We start from the raw sequence: 25054 nt of genomic DNA, 5'->3' as shown, positions 1-25054 counted from the left end.
AACCAACCGTTACTTCTGTATTTTGTTTGTTTACCCTTGTAAGAAAGCAACAACAACACCAAAAAGTGCTACTGCTTCTACGAAGGCTGCTAAGATTAATGCAGAAGTTTGAATTTTACCGTGCATCTCTGGTTGACGTGCCATAGCTTCCATAGCTGACCCACCAATTCTACCGATACCCATACCAGCTCCAATAGCTGCTAATCCTGCTCCAATCGCTGCAATTCCTGTAATAGTCATAATATAAAATTTAAATTAATGATGTGCTTCTTCAGTTGCCATGCCAAAATAAAGGGCTGACAATATTGTAAATATATATGCTTGTATTGCTGTAACAACAATCTCAATCACTGTAATGAATAGTGAGAACACTACAGATACAGGAGCCATTGCAACAGTTTTAAATACAAAGATTAATGACATTAATGCTAATATGATTACGTGACCTGCAGTTATGTTTGCAAACAAACGTATCATTAGTGAAATTGGTTTTACAAACATCCCAATAATCTCAATAGGCATTAAAAATATTTTCATTGGCACAGGTACTCCTGGCATCCAGAAAATATGTTGCCAATAATGTTTATTGCCACTAAATGTTGTTATGATAAACGTAATTGCAGCTAACGTAAACGTAAAAGCAATATTACCACTCACATTGGCACCGTTTAAAATTGGTATTAATCCAAAAATATTGTTGATCCAGATGAAAAAGAATATCGTAAGTAAGTAAGGCATATATCGCTTATACTTATGGTCTCCAATCATTGGCTTAGCGATCTCGTCTCTCACAAAAACAATTAATGGCTCCACAAAACTTGCAATGCCTGATGGGACATAGTTATCTGCCTTCTTATATCTGCGTGCTGCTGACAAGAAAATAAATAGCAGCAATGCTATAGACACCCACATCATAAATACGTTTCTTGTTATTGATAAATCTAAAGTTGGCCTATGTGCATTAGTTGGGTGCCCTTCAGCATCATAAGCTACCTCTGTTGCACCTTCGTCCAACACATAAACCTTCTCGTGAACATTGACAAATTTTTCACCATTTCTCTCAACAATTTCATGTCCGTGATAATCATGGTGAAATGCAGCTGATGAAAATGTAGTTAATCCTTTGTCTGTGTATACAATTACCGGAAGTGGAATTGTAATATGTGATTCGTTTTCTTTGCCTTCGTTTAAGGTAGCAATGTGCATTCCGTAAGCATCTTTTACGTGATGCAAAATCATTTCTTTAGGGTCGAACTTATTCCCTTCTTCGCCTTCGCCAGATTCCTTTGCAAAACCAATAAAACTAGCTGATAAAAATAGAGCTGTAAGTGCTAAATTTCTAAAGGTGTTTAATGTCATTCTCTACGGCTTTAAAATACCTTATTTTTAATTCGCTGCAAATGTACATACATTAAATGAATTGACAAACATTATTTATGCTCTTATTTGGAAAGTTTGTGAACTGAAAACAATGCTTCTTTAATGCAACTTCACAAATTAATATTTTATAGCTTTTGAAGAAATCTTGTGATTGTAAAAACCTCGAAGAAAAGATATAAGAAATATGGGATAAAAAAATTGAAAACATCTGGTTGCTTGTTTTCAAAATCCGATAACAACAGGGGTAACAAAAACAATATAGCTACAAACATTTTCATAAATGTTAAAACCATAAATAGGTTAAAAATTTCTTTCTTACCAGAAGAGTACCGGTAATTTATAATTGAATAAAACAATAACGTAATTACAACGTGGAAGGCATAAATCTGCCAAACAGGAAAAAAGAAAAGTACTTCTTTTGCAAAATAGTGAAGTAAGTAGCTATGTATACCAAACAAAACCGCTGTTACTGCAATTAGCTGCAATAAGAATAAGGTTTGTCTTTTTTTAAACTCTTCCATTAAAATTTCTTTTGGTTATTTTGATTTGGATATGGCTATGATACGTCTTATCACATAAACGATGGACAGAATAACACCTGTTAAAGACAAAGCTAAAGTATAGAGGTCTTTGTTATTAGGGTACCTTTCATCTAGTTTAATACCAATGAACGTGGCTATGCCAATAATAGCCATCATTTGGATTACCAAACCAGAATAATGGGCATAAGAATTAAGCTTGTCTTTCTGACTTTTGTGCTTGTTGTGGTTGTGCTTTGACTGGCTCATTTGATAAGGCTTTTACTGTGCCCTTCATGCTACAGGTTGCATTGAATGTTGCTCCTGGTTCTACTGCAAGCTTACTTGTGTGTACTTCTCCTTCTATATGCGCTGTAGATTTAAGAGATAAGGTCCCGGACAACACTAGTTTTCCTGAAAACTTTCCTTCAAAATCTGCATTCTCACCTTGTAGAGTTCCTTTAATATAACCGGATTTACCAATGACTACTTTACCCGATGTCTTTACATTTCCCTCTACGGAGCCATCTATTCTAAAAGGACCCTGGCTTGTTATATCACCAACGATTTTTGTTCCGTGTGCTATTATATTCTGTTGTGTACTTGTTTCCATAGTTACTGGCTTTTTAGATTTCTTGTTATCTGGAGAAAACATTATGTAGGTTTTATTGTTGTTCTAAATATGCATTTACATTTTTATGGCGTTGAATAATAGCATAGTTTGGTGACGAAATTGCGAAGAATGGCCTAGTTATCTTGGGAGGAATTGGTCTACCTCTTTTGTCTTTTTCTTTAGAACGGAGCAACTCAGCAAATCCTCTTGCGCCACCAATACTTTTTAATCCATGCACCACTACAAAAGTAGTGTTTTCATCGTAGACATCTTTTGAAGTCGTTAAATCAAAATACTCAATCTTAGCAACTTCTTCATCTAATACCTTAACAAACTCATCAATATTCTCACCAGAATAGTTTTTAAACTGATAAATCACATTAAAGTTTTTAGAAATATCATCTGCAATAAAATCTTTCTTAGCTAAATCGGGTATTGCATTATCAAGTATGGCTTGTGCCTTTTTGCCTTCGGCTGTATTTGCATAATTAAGAGAGATGAAATTTATTGCTTCTTTGTAGGCCTCAAAACCATAGAGCCTGCCTTTCGCCGAGGCCTTTAGAATCTCAAACTTTGGCACAAAATCGTCGCCTTCAAATTTTTTAATATTCGCATCTGCTTCTAAAATTACCTCTGCATATTTCTCGTTATTAAACATATCATATAAACCAGTATAAATAGCTTCTGGACTATTTTCGTCTTTGGCTAATGCAGACTCTGGATTTAAAAGTATCTCAGCGTATCTTGAGTCTGGATAATTTTGTACAATATCCATTTTCATCGCATCTCCCTTTCTTTTGAGACCCAGTTCTTCATAAATGCGATAAAGATTATACTTAGAAGGTAATATTAAGCGCTCTTCAGGATCGTTTTTTAACAAGGTTTCATAGCGAGATTTTGCTAATTCCAGTTCCTTAAATTTTTCCTTGTAAATCACACCTAGCTGATAATAAGCATAGTTTCTTTCTTTGGCTATACTGTCTATCTCTGAAGGATCCGTTGGCAATTGTGCGATGTAATAATCTGCCGTATACCTTTTGTCTTCACCTTTAGTTTCTGCAATTTTTTCCTCGCTATCTGTACCTCCTATGTTTTTCCGTTGGTCTGAAAGGCGCCAGTTATCTTGCAATTCTCTGTCGCCCCAAAATTTTAAAAACTCATTTTTTCCATACGCCACTGTAGTTGGGTTGTAAAAGTAAAAACTACTATTGCTGTTGTTTCCAAAATTTCCTGGTAAACCTCCTGGGTTTATGGCTCTGCCTTGTTTGTTATTATTAGCGTTTGCTATTGCGCGACCGTCCGTTACTATAGCACGCTTTTGAAGCTTTTCTTTCTTTAGCTTTTCCTGTTCTTCAGCTTTAGCTTTTAAAGCCAGCGCATATTCTGAGTATACTGCTATTTGATCTTCCTTAGGCATGTTTACTATATTAAGAATACTATCATTAACTTCAGCAATGCCCTCGTAGTAAATTACATCATCAAGGTTTTCACGTTTTCGTTTAAGTACTCTGAACTCCTTTGTATTGGGCTCCATTGCAGTCATGGTACTATCAAAATATGCTCCTGCTATTTTGTAACTATTTCGATCAAAATACATGTTACCCAAAGTTTCATAATTCAACGCTTTAAGATACTGATCTGTAGTAGTCTTGCTCAAAGATTTGTTATAGTAAGCCTCAGCCAAACTATCTGACATATTGTTGCGATGAAATTCTGCAATTCTGTGGTAAATTTTATCTAAAAATGGTCTATTCTCTCTGTTCTCTTCAAGCTCTGTTAAGTATTCCTGAAACGCCACTAAGTCTCCATCAAGCTCATCAAAATTCTTGGATTTTTCGAGGTGAGCATTTATGTAAAATGCCCTTGGTACTTGCCGGTGCATTTCGATTATTTTATCAAATTCAATGTTTGCACTATCCTTATGTCCAAACTCATTGTAAAGTTGCCCTCGTATAAAATGATATCGTGCCTTTTCCCTATTTATTTTAGTATGCTCTGCCGCAATAGCTAATTGCACCATTGCACTATCCTTGTATTTTGTGTTTATGTAAGCCTGTGCTAATGTTGAGGTAGCGTCTGCTAAATCTTGCCCTTTCAGTTCTTCTTCTTCAAGTAATCTCTTTAATTTTTTTATTGCTACCTCGTTATTATCAAGTCGCATATCGGCTTTTTCACGCCATATTTTAACTTGATTAATCTTATCGCTTGTTGGATATTTGTTTAGGATATTGTTAAATGCGGCTAGTGCAGGAACAAAACGCTGATCGTAGTATCTTGCTTGTCCAAGTAGAAGATAGGCCTCATCAATTTGAGGGTTCTTCTCTTTACCGTCAATATTCATTCCATGAACCTGAACTGCCTTGATGGCCTTTTCTTCAGCCCTTTCAAAATCAGCATTTTTTGTTTGGCCGGGTAAAAAGACATCTTCTTGAACCTTCATGCGTTCTACAGGAAGAAGTTCCCAAAAGTTTTCCGAATAGGCATCATTTACAGTCTCAATGCCACGTTGCAGGGCCAAATTGCCATTGTAAAGGACATTGTATTTTGTCCCCATTGCATGAAAATTTCGATTTATAAAGGTGTCTTTTTTTCGTGAGCAACTTTGGGCAACAAGTGCTATTGCAAAAAGAAGTGATATTGATTTATTGTAAATTTTCAATGTTGGTTCTATTTGGCAATTACATAACTAAACTATTAGGTTTTTAGTATGCTAGATGGTAAAAATAAACATCTTTTGTAAACTAGCACTGAATTGATTTATTTTTCATGTCTTGAAATAGACAAAAAGAATCACAAGTTTTAAGAAATATTAATCAACTTAAACAACACCATCTAAAAAACGTTAAAAGCGTATTTAGTATAAAAGAATCGAGCATTGAATATTAAAGAAATCATCAATGCAAAAAACATTTTTATAGTTTCAGCAGAGAAGTTTAAAAGAAATGCGAAGCAAAGATGTTTTTTATGGAATTAATCCCTTCCTCTTCATCCTAAACCTAATATAATAATAAATAAGATACGTTGGAATGAAATAGGCTAAGAAGTACATCTCTCGCCTTAAGAGCATTGGCTTTAAACGAAGTACATACCTAAAGGCTTTTTCCGGATAAATGAAGAAGTTTTTAAAAAGTTCTATTTTTTGGGCCCTGTCTAGGTTCTGTCCAAACGCCAAACCCACCGAAAAATTACCAACATTTTCGTAAAACCCTTCATATATTTTTACTTCTCGCATTACTTTTCTCTTATCGGCAAAAAGCCCTATCTTAAGAGCATAGTCTGCCATAACATATTGTTCGTCATTATAATCATAACAAACGTTTTTGAGTAACTGCGTTAATTCCTTGAAACGTTCAAACATAAATTCTTGGGTGGGGCCTATGTATTTCTTAAACCACCTTTTTTCACTCTCTTCAAACTCCTCAATAGTGTAACCGTTTTTTTTACTTGTGTATGCAATAGTACTTCCATGACCTGCTGCCAAAAGTTGTTCATTAAGTTCTACATTGGCCTTGAGGATGTAATCAAAAAAATCAATCTCAGGATACAAACTAAAGTTAAGTCCATATTTTAGGTTGTTTTCTTTGATTTTATGAACCTCACGCAAACCTAAATAATAGCCATTTACCTTTATCTCGTGATTAAAAAACTCGTAGAGTCGATTTTGCATAGTTCCTACCCAACCAATGTCAGCTAAATGAATACCTTCAGTCTTTATGTCTAGATTAAAAGAGTTTAGATAAGCCTCAAAATACTTTTTTTGTTCATGACGGGTTTTATTGTAAGCGATAACAAATTCTGGAGTACGTTTTAGCACTGAAAATGTTTCTGTATCCAAAAAGCCCTCAATTACAGTTGAATGCGAATTTTCTAATCCTGCAGCTTTGACTATACCCTCCTTCGTTTCCTTTGGAAAATTGAAGTTTTTCAAAAAACTGTCTACAGATAAGTTTGGCCAGCGTCTTCTTAAATATTCAAATTTTTCTTCTTTTATGTCTTTGAACGAGGCTAGCATCAATGAGTTTCGTGAAGCCTTAAAATAGTGAGATTTAATCAGGTTGTCTTTGTCTAAAGCAATTTGGTTTTGATAGTGATCAAAAAGCTTTTTTAAAAACAGTCCTTCTCTCGCTAGAAAACAAATATTTTTAATGTTGTCCCTTTTGGCTTTTTTGTACAAACGCTCTATATATACATAATAGAATAAGATATAATCACTATGGCAAGGCGCTGACTTATTATTGCAAGCTCTATAAAGATTGTCTACTATGCCCTGGTACTCTTTGAACTCAGGTAGGGATTTTAATGTTTCTGTAGAGTTAGTCTCTAAACTGGTCGGGGTAACCCCTAATTCGTTAAACCAATTTTTATTCTCCTTTGAAATAACAAGAGTTTCCTCGTCAGTTACCGCCTTCTCATCTAAAGTTCTTTGGAAAAATAGCGTTTTTTGAGCTTTAGCCTCTTTTGCATCATACATTAAAACGTCCTCAAAAAGATGCTGCAGCCCTTGTGTTTCGATATAGTCTTTTATGGCCTGATAATTATCTTTAGATTCTGAATAACAGTAAAGCTTGAACCCCTTATTTTTCAATTTGGTCAATAATTTTATGAAGGACTGGTTGGGAGCACTTGTTAATACTTTCGAATGGACATCTGCCAGCTTGAAACAATTTACAAAGTTGGTTTTTGCTGGTCTGGGCAATACCTTATTAGATATTAATCGTGCATAAACTTCATCTATTATTCTTTGGTAAGTTAAACTCGAACAATCATCTAAATTTTGGATACCTGCATTAGCTTTGCAGTCTTTAAGTATAAGGAATAATTGGTTTGTTTGTAAATCTATTCCTAACTCTCGTATCATTAATTTTGCCAAGAGCATATCCTTTTTCTGCTCTTTAAATTTCCTAAAAACCACATAGTCGAAAAAATTGATAAAAAGTAATTTTATCTCTCGGCTAGCGGTTAATTTAGACATAGCTCTACCATTCATTTCGGTTAGTTTTGGTATAATCTGAGTCTTAACAAAAGTGAAGTTAAAACAATAGCTCATAAAAATTTATATTACTGAATATAAATTAGATAATTAGCACATTTAAGAAGTTAAAGTGTAAAATATGCTAATAGATTATGAAACTTTTTAAGCCCAAAACCTTACGACAAAGGACAATTGTTTCTTTTGTACTATTTTAGCTCAAATTAAATTATCGATGAAAATGAAGGTCGGATCAACCTATGCTTAAGAAATTAAATCTATTATACACCTTTATTTATAGTCCGTTAGACAGTGTTAAAAACTGTTCTTTTAATTATGCTACAATAATCAAAAGCTATTAAGGGGCTAGTTAAACTTATTAGACATTTTTTATGAAAGACCCAATACTCAAGAAAGTACGGAACTCACAGTCAATTGAATATATCTTTTGCGATTACTACGACACTATCGTTCATAGACGAGTGCACCCTCTTAAGCCCTTCAAAATTTGGGCGAGGTCCTTAATTGAGCATTTGAGACTTGACCTTAAGGTTAATGAACTTTACCATCTGCGGAGACATATCATGAGTAATATGTCTAGGTCTTTAAATGTAACTGAATCTGAAATTAGATACGAAACAGTAATGCAAGAATTATATTATGAGTTAAACCTAGACAAAACCAGTTCCTTAAAAGATTTTATAATGAAGGCTTACGAGGCCGATTTTAAAGCAGAAGCCAGTGTTCAATATTTGAACAATTTAACTGTCAAAGTGTTACGCCAACTTAAGGCAGAAGGATATACTCTTTTCTGCGTATCTGATTTCCATGCAGATGAGGACATGTTATTACGTCTTATGGAGGTTCATAAAATTGACGACCTATATGATAAGGTATTTGTTTCGGCATCACAAAAAGCAAGCAAGGAAAACAACGGACTCATTTTTAAAAAAATATTAGAACAGGAAAATATAAATCCTAAAAATGTTTTAATGGTTGGAGATAATCCCAAAAGTGATATTACAAATGCCAATCTGCATGGTATTGAAACACACTATCTAAGACGCCGCTTTTATAAATTCAGGCAAAAATTTCAATATGCTAGCCTCCTATTTGAAGAAATTTTAGGAATCTAAGGGCATTCACAACAAAATTTAATATCTAGCCATACCTATTCCTCTGTCTTTTCAATAAAGAGCAAAAAAGTAATTAATCCTAATTATTTATAATCCTTATGTATTAGCAGTTATGGTTTACTCTTCCTCTTCCACAGGCTCCATTCGTCCAGCAAAGTGAGCCTCGAGCTCTTTTAGGGTTGTTGGATTGGTTTCCAAGTCTTTGACTATTTCCCCTTTTTCCAATACTACAATACGCTCACAAACATCAGTAACGTGCATTAAATCGTGACTGGATATTAAGATAGTGACACCTTGCTTCTCCGCTAGGTCTTTAAGGATTTGTTTGAGCCTTATTTGTGTGGTTGGATCGAGGTTGGCAAAAGGTTCGTCTAAAATAATCACCTCTGGATTACCGATCAGAGCCGCAACAATACCGGCCTTTTTCTGGTTTCCTTTACTTAAGTCTCTAAGATATTTCTTCTTACCTATTATTTCGTCATTAAAAAAATCTTCAAACTTGGATGTCAATGCATCCACATCGGCTTTGTTTTGGCCTCTCAAATCGCCTATAAAATAAAAGTACTCTTCTGGAGTTAGGTAACCTATTAGAAAGCTTTCATCAATAAATGAAGAGGTAAATGGTTTCCAATCTTCACTTTTATCTACTACAATTTCATTGTTTGATATAGTTCCAGTAGTTGGTTTTATTAAATCTAATAGCAAACTAAAATATGTGGTCTTACCAGCACCATTATTCCCAACTAAACCAAAACTCTGACCTCTTGGTATGGTTAGTTCATCAATTTTAAGAACAACTGTATTGTTGTAAGATTTTGAAATGTCTTTTGTATATATCATGGCTAATCTATGTATTAATTATCTTGACTAAAGGCGTCGATCATTTTATATTTTGAATTTAAATAGCGTTGGGTAATTATTTTCATTAGTTTTTTATGAAACACAATGCCTGCTACACCCATAATTATGAGCACCGCAATACCTGTTTCGAATCCAAAAAGCCAATTCAATATTGCAAAAATTACCATAGGCAATACCATTAATGGTAATCCTATAATCCATTGCACAGCACCAGTACCTTGATAGTTAAAAGCTGCCCTTTGATTGAGATCTATTTTCTTTCGGTTAAACGAACCGCCAAACAGCATTACGTGCGAATTAACACCAATGTTATAAATTGCAGCCGCAAAGTGTGCTACTAATATCTTCCAACCAAAATAAACATACGGAATACTCAGTACAAACATAATCCCAACGCTGAGCACCATAAGAATAAACTTGGATCTTAAGTATTGCTCGTATTTTATATTTTGACTCATTAGCATTTTATAATAGCTACTATCCCAAGCAGGTATAAACTGACCAAAGTTTATTAGGAAAATTCCCGTAACAAAAATTCCAATAAATGGGAATAACCACACCATATCCCTGTAGATGGGTTGCGGATAAAAGAATAAGCCATACAGCAATCCAATTACCATTATAAAAACCGATGATTTTGTTCTTTTATTCCTCCATATCAATTTTAAATCGAGTTGCATGAATGGCGCTATGTCACCAAAACGTTTAGTCCACGACAAGTCTGCCACCTTTACCTCAGTTACTTTAGATTTTAAAGAACTATCCAAGAACAACTTGTCCTTTAGAATCTTAAAATTAAAACTATAGCAAATGGCTAATATAGCCAGAGGTGCCACTATAAGAATAGGGTTACTTGCTATACCAAGAAATGCATCTCCAAGCAAAGTAGATAAGGACACAAACCCAAAAGCATCTAGACCATATAATACTGCAACTAACGATATTATAGGTAAAAACGACAATTCTGTCTCTGATGAGAATGCCTCGATAATAAAATTTAGAAAGTTAATTATGAGGACTACTATTACCATGGCTAACATCCATATAAGTACACTAGGCGTTGCATAATCATTAACAATTAGCATAATACCGAATGGCACTATGGCAAACAGAGGCAAAAAATTAAAAAACGATAATGCTGACTTACCCAAAACATAATGAACAACAGTAGACCGCTTTATTGGTAGTGTAAGTAGCGGTTTAACGCTCATTACAGGCAGTTTCTGTAGAAAAAAGCGCATAAGCAGATCAACCATAATCCAGAAAAAAACAAATCCATTTGCAACTATAAATGGATCTTGATCTGGATATACTTTTTTGAGAATAGGCAAAAGTGCAAAACCTAAAATAAGAAAGACAACAATAAAATAGAGTGCTAAAAATACCATTAAGATATTGAGCGCCAAATTCTTTTGCCAGTAGGAAGAGCGAAAATACTGCTTCCATTCTAAGTTAATAAAATGCTTGATCATGTTGAGGTTAGCTTAGTTTTCTGTGTTAGTAGGTATTAGAGATAATTTGTTACATAATTTCCTTAAATTATAGTTTTAAAATTTGCTTCCGTTTAATCTCATCTAATATGTGTCATCAAACTCATTGTTACACTAATTTTTCATTTTTAGCACTTCTTTAAAAGCAAACTTATATACTCTGTAACCTGCAATCGCTAATATTAAGTAAACAGTCATTACAATTGGCAACCAAATATTTAGGTACTCCTTTGGTAAAAATTGAATGGGCAAATTCATCATTATTATTCCAAATGAAAAATAAAAAAAACCATAGTTCATATTAATGGAGTGCCCCAATTTCATTCTCCATGATCTAATAAGTTCGTAGACCATTACTATCATAGGGGCCAATAAAACAGCAAATGATAAGGGCCTTAATATTAATGGGAAAAGGTTGGTAACCCAAGTGAAACCAGAATAAAACCCCAAAATCCCGATAATGTAAATTGGATTTTTTAAAATGGACAATAGTTCTTTGGTGTGCTTTGATCTGTATATTTTATTTGTACTTTTCCAGCTATTTGTATTTACCTCATTCAGGTTTTTGGCCCAATTGGCATTTTTAAGACTTTGTAAAAAAAGAGTTTTAAAATCAGCAGATCCTTCATAAGACTCAATATCTGAAACAAGATGATCTACCATTTCTAATCTAATATCCCAGTACTTAATACCGCCTTCCTTTAGGTATTTGTCAATAAATTGTACTTCTTCTTTTGTGAGTTTCATTTTATAAAAATTCTTTAAATACAGATGAGGTTTTATACCAGGTTAGGATTTATTAAAGTCTGCATCGTTTTAATATAATCTGCTAACTCCTGTAACTTATTAACTGTTTCTTTCGAGCCTGTGTCGGTTAGCTTGTAATATTTGCGCAAGCGGTTATCCGCTTTTACTACTTCTGCATCTAATAATCCTTCAGCCTCTAGTTTGTGCAAAGCTGGATATAAAGCCCCTTCTGTGATATTTAGTTCGCCTTTAGTTATGGCTTTAACTTTTTGGGTAATTTCATATCCATACATTCTATCGTGTTCGTTAAGCAACTTTAAAATAATAGTGTTTAAACTTCCTTTATATAATTTGGAATTACTCATCACGTTTAATTAAAGGCTCAAATATACATAATTTTCCTATGCATAAGCAACTTAGGTGTATTTTAAGAAAAATTTAAAGGTTCCCATACTTGAATTGGCCTTTCTTCGTTCACATATTCGTTATTTTTGTAAAAAATATTGCCATGTCACAATTTCATTCCCTGAAAATTAAATCCATTGATAGAGTCACAAACAAGTCTGTTGCTATAACATTCGATATTCCAGAAATGTTGATTGAAAAATTTAGCTTTGATGCGGGTCAGTATATTACACTTAAGGTCAAAATAAATGGAGAAGAAATCCGCAGAGACTATTCTATCTGTTCATCAAAAAATAGTGGCAACCTTACTGTAGCTGTTAAAGCAGTTGAAAATGGAACCTTCTCAGCATACGCAAATGAAAGACTCAAAGTAGATGATTTAATAGAAGTAGCTGAACCTAACGGTCGTTTTATATTTAAGGCAAACCAAGCTAAAACAAGAATTATTGCGGCTTTTGCGGCGGGTAGTGGCATAACGCCCATCTTAAGTATCGCAAAAACATTATTGGAAGACGAACCGTTTAGTAATTTTATTTTGGTTTACGGAAATAAAACTGCTAAAGAGGCAATGTTCAGTGAAGATTTAATACAACTAAAAAACGTTTATGGCAATAGATTTCATGTTCATTTTATTTACAGCCAAACACAAGAGGAAAATGCACTTTTTGGCCGTATAGATAAAGGTATTGTTAATCTCATTTTAAAAAATAAATACAAAGACGTAAGTATTGAAAAGTTTTATTTGTGTGGTCCTGAGCAAATGATCCATACAGTTACAGACGCACTATTAGAAAATCAAATAAAGAAAAACAATATCTTATACGAGCTCTTTACTTCTCCAACTGAAGAAAGTGTGCAAGCAACTAACTCCATAGCAGAAGGGAATTCTAATATTAAAGTCATTGTAGATGATGAAGAATTTGAGTTTGAAATGTCAAAAAAACAAACGATTTTAGAAGCATCATTAAAACAAGATATAGACGCACCTTATTCTTGCCAAGGTGGTATTTGCAGTAGTTGCATTGCAAGGCTTACAGAAGGTAAGGCAGAAATGCGTCAAAATAATATTTTAACCGACAGCGAAGTTGCTGAAGGTTTAATTTTGACGTGTCAAGCTCATCCAACCTCAGATATGGTTGTTGTAGATTACGACGATGTCTAATTTAAAAATTATTTACTCGAAAGTTGCTCTTTAACTTTTGATACTATGTTGTTAATGGGAATGCTTCCGGCACAATCCTCATAGCCTTCCGGATATTTATTCCCATAAATTGATGTAGGTATTAAGGGGTATTCTGATCTATCTGCCAACATAGCAAATTCTATTGGTTGGCCAAATGGTGCAAAACCAGCATAAGGATGTGTTACACCCCAAATAGAAATAACCTTTACACCAAAAATGGATGCTATATGTGCATTGCCAGAATCCATGGACAACATTAAGTCTAGGTTTGAAATAAGTTTTAATTCATTTTCAAAAGACAAGTGTCCTGCAACCGAAACAACGCCATCATACCTAGCGGCAATATCTCTTAATATCTTGATCTCGTTCTCGCCACCTCCAAACAAATAAACTTGATAAAACTTTGACAGCTCTGCAATAACTTTCTCCATTTTATTAAGTGGATACATTTTGCTCTTGTGCGCCGCAAATGGTGCAATTCCCACTAAAGGTAGATTGTCCTTAGGCAATAAGCCTTTTAATTCGTTTTTTAAGGGCAACTTTGGTGGGATTTCCGTTTTTGATAAATCTAACAGAAACCCTAAAGTTCTGAATACATCTGCGTAACGCTCATGAGTTGTCTTTAGTTGACGGAAAGACGCTCCAGAAACCAAGGCTCTCTTCTCAGATCTGCCCTTGTCTAGTTGCACAATATTTTTGCCATAAAACAAGATCTTTAAGACTTTACTTCTTAATACATTATGCAAATCAGCAACGGCATCAAACTTTAGTTTCTTAAGCTCTTCTGAAAGTTTATAAAGCCCTACCAAGCCCTTGTGCTTACCTTTAAGATCAGCTGGGTAAACTTCCACATTGCGGATGCCTTGGAATAAGGGCTTAAAAAATGCCCTAGTTAAAACAGTTATTTTTAAATTAGGATATTGGTTGGATAAAGCCCTTAAAACCGGGACTACCATAGCAACATCTCCCATTGCCGAAAACCTAATTACCAGTATGTGTTTGGGTTTTGGCATTTGTAAATAATCTGAAAATAAGTTGGTTGGTTGCTTATTTCTGACCTCTTAGAACAGGATTTAGCTCATCATCATTGTACATTTTCATCTGCTTGTAGACTTTCATATACTTGTCCCCGTTGGCGATATCTTCAAGCAAATCATCTATTGCTTTACTTAAATCAACACGTTGTTCTAAAAGTACATTTAACTTTTTCTCGCATGCCTGCTTGTGCGCCTCAGTAGCATCTTCTCTAATTGTTTCAAGATGCATGTGATAGATTTTCAAGGCCAATATTGAAAGTCTATCGATTGCCCATGCTGGGCTCTCGGAATTTATTTTTGCATAAGGCTTAACTTCAACATCATCAAACTTTTCTAGGAAATAGCTATCTATATATTCTACTGTATCCGTTCGGTCTTGGTTTGAGGCATCAATTTTTCTCTTTAACTCCAAGGCATCTACTGGATCTATATTTGGATCTCTTATAATATCCTCATACGCCCACTGAACGGTATCTATCCAGCATTTTCTGTATAATAAATGTGCAATTAAATCCTGGTTTTTATCATATTTGTTTTTAAAGGGCTGATCTACGGTATTTAAAACTTTATAGGTTTTAATCGCATCCTGAAAAATTGCATTAGCTTTATCTGAGAACATTGTTATAAAAATTTAGGATATGCAAATATACTCTGAATTATTAACTTAGCCTTTACTGAAACATCTTTAATATGCACATACACAATCTCTCTGAAACGCGATCAATCTTAAACACTTTTGTTGCTCAATTAAGAGACAAAACAATCCAAAAGGACAGTATGCGATTTCGAAGAAATATTGAGCGCATTGGAGAAATTTTGGGTTTTGAAATGAGCAAAACTCTAAACTTTTCTCAAAAACAAATTGAAACCCCATTAGGTCAAAAATCAACAGAAATCATGGCTAATGAAATAGTGATATGTTCAATTTTAAGAGCAGGGTTGCCATTACACGATGGATTATTAAATTATTTTGATGATGCAGATAATGCCTTCATTTCGGCATACCGAAAGCACGATGCTAATACTGAGAATTTTAAGATAATTATAGAATATCTAACTTGCCCTAGCATTGAAGGTAAAACACTGTTAATTGCAGACCCAATGTTAGCTACTGGCCAATCAATGTTATCTACAATGGAAGTCTTAAAACCCTATGGAATTCCTAAAGAAATTCACCTTATTAGTGTTATTGGTTCACAAGAAGGTGTAGATTATATAAATAAAAACGTTAGTGAAAATGTTCATTTATGGATTGCAACAATAGATGAAAAGCTTAATGATAAAGGATATATTATTCCCGGAATAGGTGATGCTGGTGATCTTGCATTTGGACCAAAATTACAGAAATAAACCCAACACAGGTGTAAGTAATAAGATACCCACAAATATTTCTTTAAACCAGCGTTCTGAAATAACTTCAATATAATTTGCCAATATTATTGACAGAGGTGCAAACAGAAAAATAAATTCACTACCATTTTTTACTGGTGCAATTAAAGCGATTAAAATACTTATAATAGAGGTCCAGGCTATTAAAAAATAAGAAGGTTTTAGTTTGTTATTTTTATCGGCAATAGATTTAAAGTAGTATACAATTGTCCAAAGAAAAGAGGTTATTAGTATTGTAAGTTTAAAAACGGTAGCCTTCTTATTGTAAGGTGTAAAATCAAGACTTGCAGTTATTTCAAAATTAGAGGACCCAAAAAACTTGTCTTGTATTAATATGTTATATGCTACAAGTAAGATTAGAACCGTAATGACTCCAATTAATGGAATTATGACATTCTTAATGTCATTTTGCGAGTAGTATATTAAACCCACAATAATAATTGCAAAGAATAAAATTGCCCAAAAATAAAAAAGAGTTGCCATCGCAATCCAAAACGATGCGTCAAAAAGTTTCTTCTTTATGTTCTTCTTTGAACCTAGACTTATTATCCTTCTGAGAGCAAGAATTATAAATAAATTAGATAGAAGGAGATCAATATTGTTAAAAATTGTCGGAAAAAAAGATATAAGAATTCCAAAAGCCAATATTGCAAAACTATTCCTTTTGGTTAGATTATTTTTACCGACAATAAAGTCAAATAAAAATATTTTAAAGACTATGACTAAAATCTTAAACAATACTATAAGAGTGTTGTCGAAACCATTAAAAAGAGAATTGTAATTTGAGATGGCTATAATTAGGAGTACAAATGTCAATACAATTAAAAAATTAACCGGTTTAGATTTATTAAAAACACTTGTAATCATTAACTCTTTTTGTATTTTTGCTTTGTAAATTTAAAAAGTTATGAAAGATTTCTTTTACGGAATAGAAGATTTATTTGTAAATACGCTTTTCGCCCCATTTGATGCTCTTAGGAGCTTAGAATTAGAAAACTGGACTTTAGCTAATTCGTTCTCTTGGATTTTTATGCTAATTGGCTTTGTTGCTTTTGTGTATTGGATGATGGAACTAGCAAAATATAACAAAAATAACGAAGAAGATAAGAGTGTGACGGCACATTCCTATCTATAAATCGAATCCGATATCCTTACGATAATACATCTTATCAAAGCATATTTTATTGATGTTTTGATAAGATTTTTTTATGGCCTCTCGATAAGTATTCCCGTAGGATGTAACTGCTAACACTCTCCCCCCAGTTGTAACGATCCTGTCATTTTGCCTTTGTGCTCCAGCATGAAAAACCAAAGAATCTTCGATCTCGTCTAAACCATATATCTCTTTACCTTTCTCGTATGCTTCTGGATAACCGCCAGAGACAAGCATTACAGTTGTTGCTGCTCTGGAATCAATTTCTAGTTTAATGTCAGAAAGTGTCTGTTTTGAAATTGCAGTAAAAATTTCAACTATATCTGTTTTTAACCTTGGAAATACAACTTCTGTTTCAGGGTCTCCCATTCTTACATTGTACTCAATTACTTTGGGTTCATCTCCAACTTTAATTAAACCAATAAATATGAAGCCGTTATAAGGTAAATTGTCTTTTTTTAAGCCTTTGATTGTTGGTTTAACAATTTTGTTTTCAATTTTATCTAGAAACTCTCTTGTGGCAAATGGCACAGGAGATATGGCACCCATTCCTCCGGTGTTTAATCCTGTATCACCTTCGCCAATTCTTTTATAATCTTTTGCGGTTGGAAGTATTTTATAATTCTTTCCATCTGTAAGAACAAAACAACTCAGTTCTATTCCATCCAAAAATTCTTCAACCACCACTTTGGAGCTAGCTTGACCAAATTTAGCATCTAAGAGCATATTTTTCAGTTCGGACTTAGCTTCATCTAAATCCTCCAAAATTAAAACTCCTTTGCCGGCTGCTAATCCATCCGCTTTTAATACATAGGGTGGCTCTAAAGTATCCAAAAACATGATGCCTTGGTCCAAGTTATCTTTTGTAAAACTTTGATACTTCGCGGTTGGTATATTGTGCCTGTACATAAATTCTTTGGCAAATTCTTTACTGCCTTCTAGTTGTGCGGCTTCTTTTTGAGGTCCAATAACATGTATTTGCTTAAGCTCTTCGTCATTCAGAAAAAAATCGTGTATCCCATTTACTAGAGGGTCTTCTGGGCCGACAATGACCATGTCAATCTGATGTTTTAAAACAGCCTTTTTTATGTTTTCAAAATCATTGACATTTAAATCCAGGTTCTTTCCTAGTGCTGATGTCCCCGAATTTCCAGGGGCAACGAATACGTTTTTACAATGTTTACTTTGTGCAATTTTCCAGGCAAATGTATGTTCTCTTCCACCCGACCCAAGTACTAAGATGTTCATGATGTATTTTTCTTTGGGCAAAAATAATTGGTTTTAAGATTAAAAAGCAATTAATTTACGTAAACCTTAAACAGCCCAATACAGCTTGAGATTATTTGACTTTTCTTTGAAATTAAATGGTTTTGAAATCGATAAAGCCAAAAAGGTCTTAGCCGATATTCAAGGAAAAACAGAAAGTGATTTTAAGGATTACATTGAAGAACAAAAAAAACTCATCTTACAGCATCATTTAAATTACAATCCGTTTTATAAAACATTTGGAAAAGCCATTGATATAGAAAATTGGAACTCTATTCCTATAATGACAAAGCGCCACTTACAGCAACCCATTGAAAAGCGACTTTCTCAAGGGTATAGCACAAATAACGTTTATATCAATAAAACTTCTGGCAGTTCAGGTGATCCCTTCATATTTGCAAAGGACAAATGGTGTCATGCAATGACGTGGGCTCAAATAATGGATCGTTTCTCTTGGTACAATATTGATTTTAACTCCTCTAAGCAAGCGAGGTTTTATGGTATTCCGCTCGACAGAAAAGGCTATACCAAAGAACGTATAAAGGATCTATTTAGCAATAGATATCGATTTTCGGTATTTAATCTTAGTGATGATGCTTTTGATAAAGTGCTTTATAAGTTTAAAGCTATATCTTTTGAGTTTATCAATGGCTATACAAGTCCCATTGTTCAATTTGCGAAATTCTTAAAACGAAAAAACATTGTACTAAAAGAAATTTGTCCAAGTTTAAAAGTTTGTATTGTAACTTCTGAAATGCTCTTTGATTTGGATAGAAAGCTCATAAAATCGCAGTTTGGTGTACCAATTGTGAACGAATACGGTGCTTCTGAATTGGATTTAATTGCTTTTGAAACACCAAATGGCGATTGGCGTGTTAATAGTGATACGCTCTATATCGAAATTATTGATGAAAAAGATAAAGTATTGCCTTATGGCGAAGAAGGCAGAGTAATTATTACATCTCTTTACAACAAAGCTCATCCTTTCATCAGATATGATATTGGGGATATTGGTTCGTTAACCCTAGATAGTTCTGAAAGACTTCCAAAATTAAATAGTCTTCTTGGAAGAACGAACGACATAGTTATTTTACCAAGTGGTAAGAAAGCGGCTGGTCTTACTTTTTACTACATTACGAAAAGTGTTATTGAAAATGATTCGAATATTTCTGAATTTGTAATTGAACAAGCGACATTAGATCAATTTATAATTACTTACGCAAGTAAAACACCTCTAACAGATCAAAAAAAATCAGTAATTACAAAAGAGATCGAAAAATATTTAGAACCTAATTTAAGTATTACCTTTAAAAGGGTTGATGTGTTAAAACGCACTAAGGCCGGGAAATTGAAGCAATTTATATCTAGCTTATAGTTTTTACTAATTTGCTTTTCACAAAGAAATGCTCATAAAAAAACAGCAATAAATAGGCGCAAGACTTAACTATACTAAACCCTAGACCTTTTCTGTACACATTGTAATTGTGCTGAATCAATTTATACTTATTAGCTGACAGTGAACCCTCAATTTTTCTGTAATATGCGATTGTCTCTGTAATTCCTTTTGCGGGTTTTGTGCTTCTTTTTAAAGCCTCTATCCATAACAACCAATCTTGTCGCTTTTTCAGATCTTTAGTGTAAATTTTTCCTAGCTTTTTACAATTGTAGATACCCGTTAAATTGCCTATGTAATTTGCTTTAAGTAATTTTTTATAGTGTAGTATAGGCAGGGCATTCACTTTAATATTTATAGGTTCACTCTTTGCGTTAATCATTTCATAGCTTCCAAAACAAACATCAATAGTCTCCTCGGTCATTTTTACAAGTTGAATCTTTAATTTGTTTTTGTGCCATAAATCATCAGCATCCAAAAATGCTATGTAATCCCCTTTAGCCATTTTAGTGCCATAATTTCTTGCTTCGGCGGCTCCTTTATTTTTGGTAAACTCAAAATATTTTATCCTGCTGTCTTGATCAATAAACGGCTTAATTATCGATTTAGAATTGTCCAACGAAGCATCATTAATCAAAAGAAGCTCCCAATTTTGATAACTTTGATTTAAAACACTCTCTATGGTTTGGTTAACAACCGAAGCCTTATTGTAAATGGGAGTTATTATGGATACTATTGGATTCACACAAGCGACTAATATGCCTTTTCTTCTCCTTTAACGGCATTTATAAAAGTCTGAAAGACAATCTTAAGGTCTAAAAGCAAGGACCAGTTTTCAATATAAAATATATCATATCTAACCCGTCCAATTATATCTTTATCCGTCTCAACCTCGCCTCTAAAACCACTGGTTTGTGCCAAACCTGTTATTCCAGGTTTTACGAAGTGTCTTACCATAAACTTATCAATTTTTTTTGCATACATGTTAGTGTGGCTTACCATGTGAGGCCTTGGTCCTACTACTGACATATCACCAAAAAGCACATTGAAAAACTGTGGAAGTTCATCGATACTCGTCTTCCTTATAAATTTACCAACTTTCGTTACCCTTTGATCCCCTCTGGTAGCTTGATGTAAATTAGCAACTTTATTGGGAGTCATAGAACGAAATTTATAACAATCAAATTCTTTGTAATTAAATCCATTTCTAGACTGTTTAAAAAATACTGGACCTTTGGATTCTAACTTAATTAATATAGCTAATATCGGTGTAAGCCAAGAAAGCACAAACACAATAACAATACTAGAAAAAACAATATCAAAACCTCTTTTAATTATCATATTAAAATGATCCTCTAAAGGGATTGTTCTAAGGGTTAAAATTGGTATATAATCGTAGTATTCATATTTCAATCTCTTTGAGTAGATTTCCTTACTGTCCGGAATAAATTTTAAGATTTTAAGATTATTATCTGCAAAATCAACTATGTCTGCAATCTGTCCATTAGACAATTCCGAAATTGAACAGTAGATTTCATCAATTCCTTCATCTAAAATAAATTTAAAGCATTCCTTAAGAGAAATATTATCTTTTTTTATATCGAATGTTTTTTGGTGGGAATAACCATACTCGGGTTTTTTGTTAAAAAAACTTTCTAAGGAAAGTGTTTTTTTGTTAAACCCAAGAATAACAGTTTTTCTATAGTTCCCCCCAAATGAAACACGATAGCGCTGCAATAAATAATAAATTGTAAACTTTGCTATTGTGATAAGTAAAAAACATAAGAGGGTATAATATACTATAGGTCTTGGGTAAATTTTAAATTCATGATAAAGTCCTGAAAACGCGAAAACGAACAATAGAAACAAGATGGATTGCCTTAAGATCAATGCAAAAATATTGACAGGTCTTGTATATCTGTAAACTTCGTAGAACTTTGAATAAATTGAAAGCAACACCCAGCCAATTGAAATGAACAATGTAAAAATTAGAGGATCTTTATCTTGTAACAGGTAGTAAGTCCCCAAAACATTAATAATGCTTAAATCTATTAAGTAAGAAATAGGCCTTAAAAACCCTGAGAATCTTCCTTGGTTAAATAAACTCAATTTTTAATGTTATTGCTTTGAATTAATGTGAAAGCGTAATCTTAAAGATTACCTGCTTGACTGTTTAACAAAAATATCAAAGTCGAATAAATAAGCTGGAGAAAGGGATAATTTTTTTAAATATTTCTGTATCTAATTTTTCTTACTTAGGCGAAATTTTGCTTTAAAAACTAAAAAAATAAATTTTGAATTCCCTATTAAATATCTTTTCCACATTCGCTGCGGTTCTTGACTGAATCTATAAAACCACTCTAAACCAGATTTTTGCATCCAAACAGGTGCTCTTTTTACCTTGCCGGCAACCACATCAAAACTTCCACCAACTCCCATTATAAAATTTACATTTTTTAGAGCCTTTTTATTTTGATACAAGAAGTTTTCCTTTGTAGGTGAGCTTATAGCTACAAATAATATATTAGCATCACTTTCAGAAATTTGTTTTGCTATGCTTTGTTCGTCTTCTTTTTTAAAATATCCATTTCTATAACCAGCAATAATTGACGGAGAATATCTATTGGTATATTTCTCTACGACAGACTTTACAATATCTTCTTTTGCTCCTAAGAAAAATATCTTAAAGCCTTCGCGATGGGCTAAATCAACGAGTTTTTCCATTAAATCAATACCTGCGACTCTTTCTTTTAATGGCTTTCCCAAAATTTTTGAAGCCCAAACAACAGCCTGCCCATCTGCATTTATTAGATCACTATTGTTAACACTTTCTCTAAGCTGTAGATCTTTTTGCATTGCAACTATTTTCCCAGCATTAACTACAACATGGTGAATTTGTTTATTTAATTTAACAGAATCGGTAATCAAAGCTATAGTCTCATCAACGGTGAGATTATCTACTACTGTATTTAGTAATTTTACTCTATTCATCGTCCAATAAATAATAGCTCAACGCATAAAACATCCATGCTTGGGCCCATCTAATGTAGGGTATTCTAGATGAAAAAAACTTCCGTTTTTGATAAATAAAATACCCTTTTTTAGTTTGCATGTTGTCAATAGTCCAATTTAAAACATTATCCACCAACTTTTTATTTGAAGTCAAATTTTCATTCTTATAAAGAGTAACAACAAGTTGGGCTGGAGAATGTATATCTATTGGATATGTTTGGTTATTATAATATTTTGAAAGTCCCTCTTCGGTAAAAAAAGTATTTAGATAGTAGGACATACCCTTGAGTAAATTGTGTTTATAACTTAAGTCACCTGATATGTCTTGGTATATTTTAATACATTCTAAGTTGTATCCGGTATGAAAATTATCTACCCATTGGTGGTAGGGTAAAGTACCATAAGCCCACGATCCGTCCTTATTTTGTTTTTTACAAACATAATTAATAACGGATTTGGCAATTTTTAATAAGTTTTCGTCTTTGATAAAACTATAAACCATAGATAATTGCTTAGCGCCTAGAAGTCCAGCATTATACACTTGCGTTTTATCGAGCGGTGAATATGAGAATGTAAAATCTCCATCGCTGTCAAAAGACCTATTTAGGTCGGCTTGAATAAATTTAGATGCGCTAATGGTAGCCTCTAAATATTTTCGATTATTGGTGATTCTGTAGGCCTCAATCAGTGCTTCCGATATAAATGTTGTTGCAACTACGGTTGGCGTATATTTTGGTTGAAAAAATGCCCTAGCTTGCCAGTCAAAATTGTAGCCCCAACAATAATGTTTATATGATTTGGTTCTTAACTTCATAATCTCTGAAGCTAAAAAATCTATTGTTTCTAATAATTTAGGGTCTTTTTCTTTCTTGTAAAGATTGCAATAGCCAATCAGGAATAGACCCAAACCTTTAGGGTTGTAATCTTTTTTAACAAAAAAAAGATTTCTTAAATTAATTGGGCTACGTTTAAAAAGCTGAATCCAGACTAGTCTTAGAAATCGAGATTTTCCTAATGGTGTTTTTTGTATTACACAACTATTTAATCCATCGTAAGGATCCCATCCTTTAAAACCCTCGTTTTCGCAAAAGGATTTTAATTTATCAAAAGAAGCTCTAACCATTAATTTTTTTAAAGTAAAAGAAATATATGATTCAAATCATTTCTTTAATTTTTCTTGTTTTCAAGTAGCTTGACAAAGATATGTAAATTGAATTTCTATTCGCAATATAATCACGATGACATAACGGTTATTCTTGAGAATTCATTACCAGACTATACTTGCCAGAGTCTGTGTAAACAATTTCTTCCTCTGTGACGATTTTGATTTCAATATTTACTTCAGTTCCTAACTTCTGTATTATTTTCTTGTACAATTCTTTTTTACTTTTAAAACTGGTTCCGATTACAATATTAAAAGTAAATGAATTTGGAGATTTTTGAATTATTTGAGAATTTAAAATATCCATATCTTTAAAAATTAGGCTTAAAGCTGCCGCCCCTATTTTACTGCCGTCCTCTAAAGTTATTGAACTTTCTGATCTCCCTAAAATACCGTCAATGACAATTGATTTATTTCTTTCAGAATATTTTAAATCTGTTTTTACAGTGTCATTAACAATATAGTTTATTAACGGAAAAGCATCATTAATAAGAGATGTTGTTAAAATAGAATTAGACCTATATTCATTTATGGAGTATAATAAAGGCTCATAGTATTTTTTACCATCTCTATAAAGCGCAATTGTTCTTTCTGAATTTCCGTACCAATCTGCAATTTTACTACTAAAAACTTCACAAATTAAATCTTCTTGATAGCCATAAAGGGTTTCTGAACTGGTAAAAACCAGAGGTATTTTAATATATTGATTATTCTGTTTATAAATTGATGCTAAGGTTAAGAGTGAGCTCGGATAGCCTAATAAGGCCTTTGGTTTTAACTCTTTTATTTTAGTTTCAATTTGTTTAAATGTATTACTATTAATGTTAAAACTAGATATATGAAGAGTTTTTGATGCAGAATCGTAATAAAACAATTTATTCTTCCCCAAATCTCCTCTTATCGAAATCTTTTTGTCCTTTGGTGAAAGCCCATATTGTAGTCGATACCACCAGACATATGCGTTTTCTGCAACTATAGACTTTAAATCTCTGTACACAACGAGTGGACTCCCTGTCGTACCACTTGTGTAGCCTTTTATTAAGAATGGTTTTTGTTTTATTAAGTCAGCATTATTTTTAACGTCATTCTTTGTAATTATGGGCAATTTGCCCAGGTCTCTAAAATCTTTAATTTTTGTAATATCAACATCATGACTTTTGTAAAAATCCTTGTAGAACTTGTTCTTTGATGTTTTATTTATCAGTTGTAATAATTTTTGGTTTTTTTGCTCCTCAATATTTTCATTTTGATAGAATGTGTCAATCTCACTAATCTTGCGATCTAGTAAGGAATTATGTTTTAGATTAAACTCAATAAGTGATTTTATATGATGCATTTCT

The 25054-nt window shown here is 33.1% G+C and carries 25 protein-coding genes; 5 read left to right on the top strand and 20 right to left on the bottom strand.

What is annotated here, in order from left to right; genetic code table 11:
- Positions 1–30: 30 nt before the first annotated feature.
- The 7 genes from atpE to LBU54_RS01900 form a co-directional block, all read right to left on the bottom strand.
- Positions 31–240 (bottom strand): ATP synthase F0 subunit C, encoded by a 210-nt coding sequence (gene atpE / locus LBU54_RS01930; RefSeq protein ID WP_181855271.1) that lies wholly within the window; start codon positions 238–240, stop codon positions 31–33.
- 15 nt (positions 241–255) lie between these two features.
- Positions 256–1359: a F0F1 ATP synthase subunit A gene (atpB, locus tag LBU54_RS01925; protein WP_224524909.1), complete on the bottom strand. Its 1104-nt coding sequence runs from the start codon at positions 1357–1359 to the stop codon at positions 256–258.
- 146 nt (positions 1360–1505) lie between these two features.
- Positions 1506–1901: a hypothetical protein gene (locus LBU54_RS01920; RefSeq protein WP_224524906.1), complete on the bottom strand. Its 396-nt coding sequence runs from the start codon at positions 1899–1901 to the stop codon at positions 1506–1508.
- 15 nt (positions 1902–1916) lie between these two features.
- A complete protein-coding gene (locus tag LBU54_RS01915; protein WP_224524904.1) occupies positions 1917–2168 on the bottom strand; it encodes an AtpZ/AtpI family protein in 252 nt (83 codons plus the stop codon).
- Positions 2113–2553 carry a bactofilin family protein gene (locus LBU54_RS01910; RefSeq protein ID WP_224524899.1) on the bottom strand — a complete coding sequence of 147 codons (441 nt, stop codon included), beginning with the start codon at positions 2551–2553 and terminating at the stop codon, positions 2113–2115. The genes LBU54_RS01915 and LBU54_RS01910 overlap by 56 nt, the downstream gene beginning before the upstream one ends.
- 10 nt (positions 2554–2563) lie before the next feature.
- Positions 2564–5170: a type IX secretion system periplasmic lipoprotein PorW/SprE gene (porW, locus tag LBU54_RS01905; RefSeq protein WP_317196319.1), complete on the bottom strand. Its 2607-nt coding sequence runs from the start codon at positions 5168–5170 to the stop codon at positions 2564–2566.
- A gap of 303 nt (positions 5171–5473) precedes the next feature.
- Complete coding sequence (locus tag LBU54_RS01900; RefSeq protein ID WP_224524896.1) at positions 5474–7558, bottom strand: hypothetical protein; 2085 nt, start codon at positions 7556–7558, stop codon at positions 5474–5476.
- 314 nt (positions 7559–7872) lie between these two features.
- Here LBU54_RS01900 and LBU54_RS01895 point away from each other — a divergent pair, with 314 nt between their 5' ends.
- A complete protein-coding gene (locus tag LBU54_RS01895; RefSeq protein WP_224524893.1) occupies positions 7873–8616 on the top strand; it encodes an HAD family hydrolase in 744 nt (247 codons plus the stop codon).
- A 117-nt stretch (positions 8617–8733) separates the two neighbouring features.
- Here the strand turns inward: LBU54_RS01895 and LBU54_RS01890 are convergent, their stop codons facing one another.
- The 4 genes from LBU54_RS01890 to LBU54_RS01875 form a co-directional block, all read right to left on the bottom strand.
- A complete protein-coding gene (locus tag LBU54_RS01890) occupies positions 8734–9456 on the bottom strand; it encodes an ABC transporter ATP-binding protein (protein ID WP_224524890.1) in 723 nt (240 codons plus the stop codon).
- 14 nt (positions 9457–9470) lie between these two features.
- Positions 9471–10949 (bottom strand): DUF5687 family protein, encoded by a 1479-nt coding sequence (locus LBU54_RS01885; protein ID WP_224524887.1) that lies wholly within the window; start codon positions 10947–10949, stop codon positions 9471–9473.
- 132 nt (positions 10950–11081) lie between these two features.
- Positions 11082–11714 carry a hypothetical protein gene (locus LBU54_RS01880; protein ID WP_224524884.1) on the bottom strand — a complete coding sequence of 211 codons (633 nt, stop codon included), beginning with the start codon at positions 11712–11714 and terminating at the stop codon, positions 11082–11084.
- 32 nt (positions 11715–11746) lie between these two features.
- Entirely contained in the window at positions 11747–12079 is a 333-nt protein-coding gene (locus tag LBU54_RS01875; RefSeq protein ID WP_224524881.1) for a PadR family transcriptional regulator, read from the bottom strand.
- Between the two features lie 143 nt (positions 12080–12222).
- On the opposite strand from LBU54_RS01875, the gene LBU54_RS01870 reads away from it, so the two are divergent.
- On the top strand, positions 12223–13281 hold the full coding sequence (locus tag LBU54_RS01870; protein WP_224524879.1) for a ferredoxin--NADP reductase: 1059 nt from the start codon (positions 12223–12225) through the stop codon (positions 13279–13281).
- 8 nt (positions 13282–13289) lie between these two features.
- Here LBU54_RS01870 and LBU54_RS01865 read toward each other — a convergent pair whose 3' ends face one another.
- Positions 13290–14315 (bottom strand): glycosyltransferase family 9 protein, encoded by a 1026-nt coding sequence (locus tag LBU54_RS01865; protein ID WP_224524878.1) that lies wholly within the window; start codon positions 14313–14315, stop codon positions 13290–13292.
- Between the two features lie 34 nt (positions 14316–14349).
- Positions 14350–14958, bottom strand: coding sequence for a DUF4254 domain-containing protein (locus tag LBU54_RS01860; protein ID WP_224524867.1), 609 nt, complete (start codon positions 14956–14958; stop codon positions 14350–14352).
- Positions 14959–15029: 71 nt separating this feature from the next.
- On the opposite strand from LBU54_RS01860, the gene upp reads away from it, so the two are divergent.
- The gene (gene upp / locus LBU54_RS01855) at positions 15030–15689 is read left to right on the top strand and encodes a uracil phosphoribosyltransferase (protein ID WP_224524864.1); all 660 of its coding nucleotides are present in this window, start codon (positions 15030–15032) and stop codon (positions 15687–15689) included.
- On the opposite strand, the gene LBU54_RS01850 is transcribed toward upp, so the two are convergent.
- Positions 15678–16595, bottom strand: coding sequence for a DUF6427 family protein (locus tag LBU54_RS01850; RefSeq protein WP_224524862.1), 918 nt, complete (start codon positions 16593–16595; stop codon positions 15678–15680). The two genes, upp and LBU54_RS01850, sit on opposite strands and share 12 nt — an antisense overlap.
- Positions 16596–16635: 40 nt before the next feature.
- On the opposite strand from LBU54_RS01850, the gene LBU54_RS01845 reads away from it, so the two are divergent.
- Positions 16636–16863, top strand: coding sequence for a DUF6341 family protein (locus LBU54_RS01845; protein ID WP_224524860.1), 228 nt, complete (start codon positions 16636–16638; stop codon positions 16861–16863).
- Here LBU54_RS01845 and purD read toward each other — a convergent pair.
- Entirely contained in the window at positions 16858–18129 is a 1272-nt protein-coding gene (purD, locus tag LBU54_RS01840; protein ID WP_224524857.1) for a phosphoribosylamine--glycine ligase, read from the bottom strand. The two genes, LBU54_RS01845 and purD, sit on opposite strands and share 6 nt — an antisense overlap.
- 85 nt (positions 18130–18214) lie before the next feature.
- On the opposite strand from purD, the gene LBU54_RS01835 reads away from it, so the two are divergent.
- Positions 18215–19522, top strand: coding sequence for a phenylacetate--CoA ligase family protein (locus LBU54_RS01835; RefSeq protein WP_224524854.1), 1308 nt, complete (start codon positions 18215–18217; stop codon positions 19520–19522).
- Here the strand turns inward: LBU54_RS01835 and LBU54_RS01830 are convergent.
- From LBU54_RS01830 to LBU54_RS01810, 5 genes are all read right to left on the bottom strand, one after another.
- Positions 19512–20285 carry a glycosyltransferase family 2 protein gene (locus LBU54_RS01830; RefSeq protein WP_224524852.1) on the bottom strand — a complete coding sequence of 258 codons (774 nt, stop codon included), beginning with the start codon at positions 20283–20285 and terminating at the stop codon, positions 19512–19514. The two genes, LBU54_RS01835 and LBU54_RS01830, sit on opposite strands and share 11 nt — an antisense overlap.
- Before the next feature lie 8 nt (positions 20286–20293).
- Positions 20294–21649, bottom strand: coding sequence for an exopolysaccharide biosynthesis polyprenyl glycosylphosphotransferase (locus LBU54_RS01825; RefSeq protein ID WP_224524849.1), 1356 nt, complete (start codon positions 21647–21649; stop codon positions 20294–20296).
- Between the two features lie 132 nt (positions 21650–21781).
- Positions 21782–22531, bottom strand: coding sequence for a WecB/TagA/CpsF family glycosyltransferase (locus LBU54_RS01820; RefSeq protein WP_224524827.1), 750 nt, complete (start codon positions 22529–22531; stop codon positions 21782–21784).
- The gene (locus LBU54_RS01815; RefSeq protein WP_224524824.1) at positions 22524–23675 is read right to left on the bottom strand and encodes a delta-aminolevulinic acid dehydratase; all 1152 of its coding nucleotides are present in this window, start codon (positions 23673–23675) and stop codon (positions 22524–22526) included. Before LBU54_RS01815 ends, LBU54_RS01820 begins: the two co-directional genes overlap by 8 nt.
- 127 nt (positions 23676–23802) lie before the next feature.
- Positions 23803–25050, bottom strand: a complete 1248-nt coding sequence (locus tag LBU54_RS01810; RefSeq protein WP_224524816.1) for a phenylacetate--CoA ligase family protein — start codon at positions 25048–25050, stop codon at positions 23803–23805.
- Positions 25051–25054 lie beyond the last annotated feature (4 nt).

Origin of the sequence: Winogradskyella alexanderae (genome assembly GCF_020166335.1) — a bacterium.
GTDB classification, from domain to species: Bacteria; Bacteroidota; Bacteroidia; order Flavobacteriales; family Flavobacteriaceae; genus Winogradskyella; species Winogradskyella alexanderae.
The sequence above is the reverse complement of the archived record's forward strand: the minus strand, read 5'-3'. Positions and strand labels throughout refer to the sequence as shown.

What these genes read in the sequence shown, in the direction of transcription:
- LBU54_RS01815 (WP_224524824.1), bottom strand. Translation starts at nt 23,675, where the DNA reads ATGGTTAGAGCTTCTTTTGATAAATTAAAATCCTTTTGCGAAAACGAG.
- LBU54_RS01890 (WP_224524890.1), bottom strand. Translation starts at nt 9,456, where the DNA reads ATGATATATACAAAAGACATTTCAAAATCTTACAACAATACAGTTGTT.
- atpB (WP_224524909.1), bottom strand. Translation starts at nt 1,359, where the DNA reads ATGACATTAAACACCTTTAGAAATTTAGCACTTACAGCTCTATTTTTA.
- LBU54_RS01870 (WP_224524879.1), top strand. Translation starts at nt 12,223, where the DNA reads ATGTCACAATTTCATTCCCTGAAAATTAAATCCATTGATAGAGTCACA.
- purD (WP_224524857.1), bottom strand. Translation starts at nt 18,129, where the DNA reads ATGAACATCTTAGTACTTGGGTCGGGTGGAAGAGAACATACATTTGCC.
- LBU54_RS01910 (WP_224524899.1), bottom strand. Translation starts at nt 2,553, where the DNA reads ATGTTTTCTCCAGATAACAAGAAATCTAAAAAGCCAGTAACTATGGAA.
- LBU54_RS01810 (WP_224524816.1), bottom strand. Translation starts at nt 25,050, where the DNA reads ATGCATCATATAAAATCACTTATTGAGTTTAATCTAAAACATAATTCC.
- LBU54_RS01880 (WP_224524884.1), bottom strand. Translation starts at nt 11,714, where the DNA reads ATGAAACTCACAAAAGAAGAAGTACAATTTATTGACAAATACCTAAAG.
- LBU54_RS01895 (WP_224524893.1), top strand. Translation starts at nt 7,873, where the DNA reads ATGAAAGACCCAATACTCAAGAAAGTACGGAACTCACAGTCAATTGAA.
- LBU54_RS01850 (WP_224524862.1), bottom strand. Translation starts at nt 16,595, where the DNA reads ATGATTACAAGTGTTTTTAATAAATCTAAACCGGTTAATTTTTTAATT.
- LBU54_RS01900 (WP_224524896.1), bottom strand. Translation starts at nt 7,558, where the DNA reads ATGAGCTATTGTTTTAACTTCACTTTTGTTAAGACTCAGATTATACCA.
- upp (WP_224524864.1), top strand. Translation starts at nt 15,030, where the DNA reads ATGCACATACACAATCTCTCTGAAACGCGATCAATCTTAAACACTTTT.
- LBU54_RS01885 (WP_224524887.1), bottom strand. Translation starts at nt 10,949, where the DNA reads ATGATCAAGCATTTTATTAACTTAGAATGGAAGCAGTATTTTCGCTCT.
- LBU54_RS01845 (WP_224524860.1), top strand. Translation starts at nt 16,636, where the DNA reads ATGAAAGATTTCTTTTACGGAATAGAAGATTTATTTGTAAATACGCTT.
- LBU54_RS01915 (WP_224524904.1), bottom strand. Translation starts at nt 2,168, where the DNA reads ATGAGCCAGTCAAAGCACAACCACAACAAGCACAAAAGTCAGAAAGAC.
- LBU54_RS01860 (WP_224524867.1), bottom strand. Translation starts at nt 14,958, where the DNA reads ATGTTCTCAGATAAAGCTAATGCAATTTTTCAGGATGCGATTAAAACC.
- LBU54_RS01920 (WP_224524906.1), bottom strand. Translation starts at nt 1,901, where the DNA reads ATGGAAGAGTTTAAAAAAAGACAAACCTTATTCTTATTGCAGCTAATT.
- atpE (WP_181855271.1), bottom strand. Translation starts at nt 240, where the DNA reads ATGACTATTACAGGAATTGCAGCGATTGGAGCAGGATTAGCAGCTATT.
- LBU54_RS01875 (WP_224524881.1), bottom strand. Translation starts at nt 12,079, where the DNA reads ATGAGTAATTCCAAATTATATAAAGGAAGTTTAAACACTATTATTTTA.
- LBU54_RS01820 (WP_224524827.1), bottom strand. Translation starts at nt 22,531, where the DNA reads ATGAATAGAGTAAAATTACTAAATACAGTAGTAGATAATCTCACCGTT.
- LBU54_RS01865 (WP_224524878.1), bottom strand. Translation starts at nt 14,315, where the DNA reads ATGCCAAAACCCAAACACATACTGGTAATTAGGTTTTCGGCAATGGGA.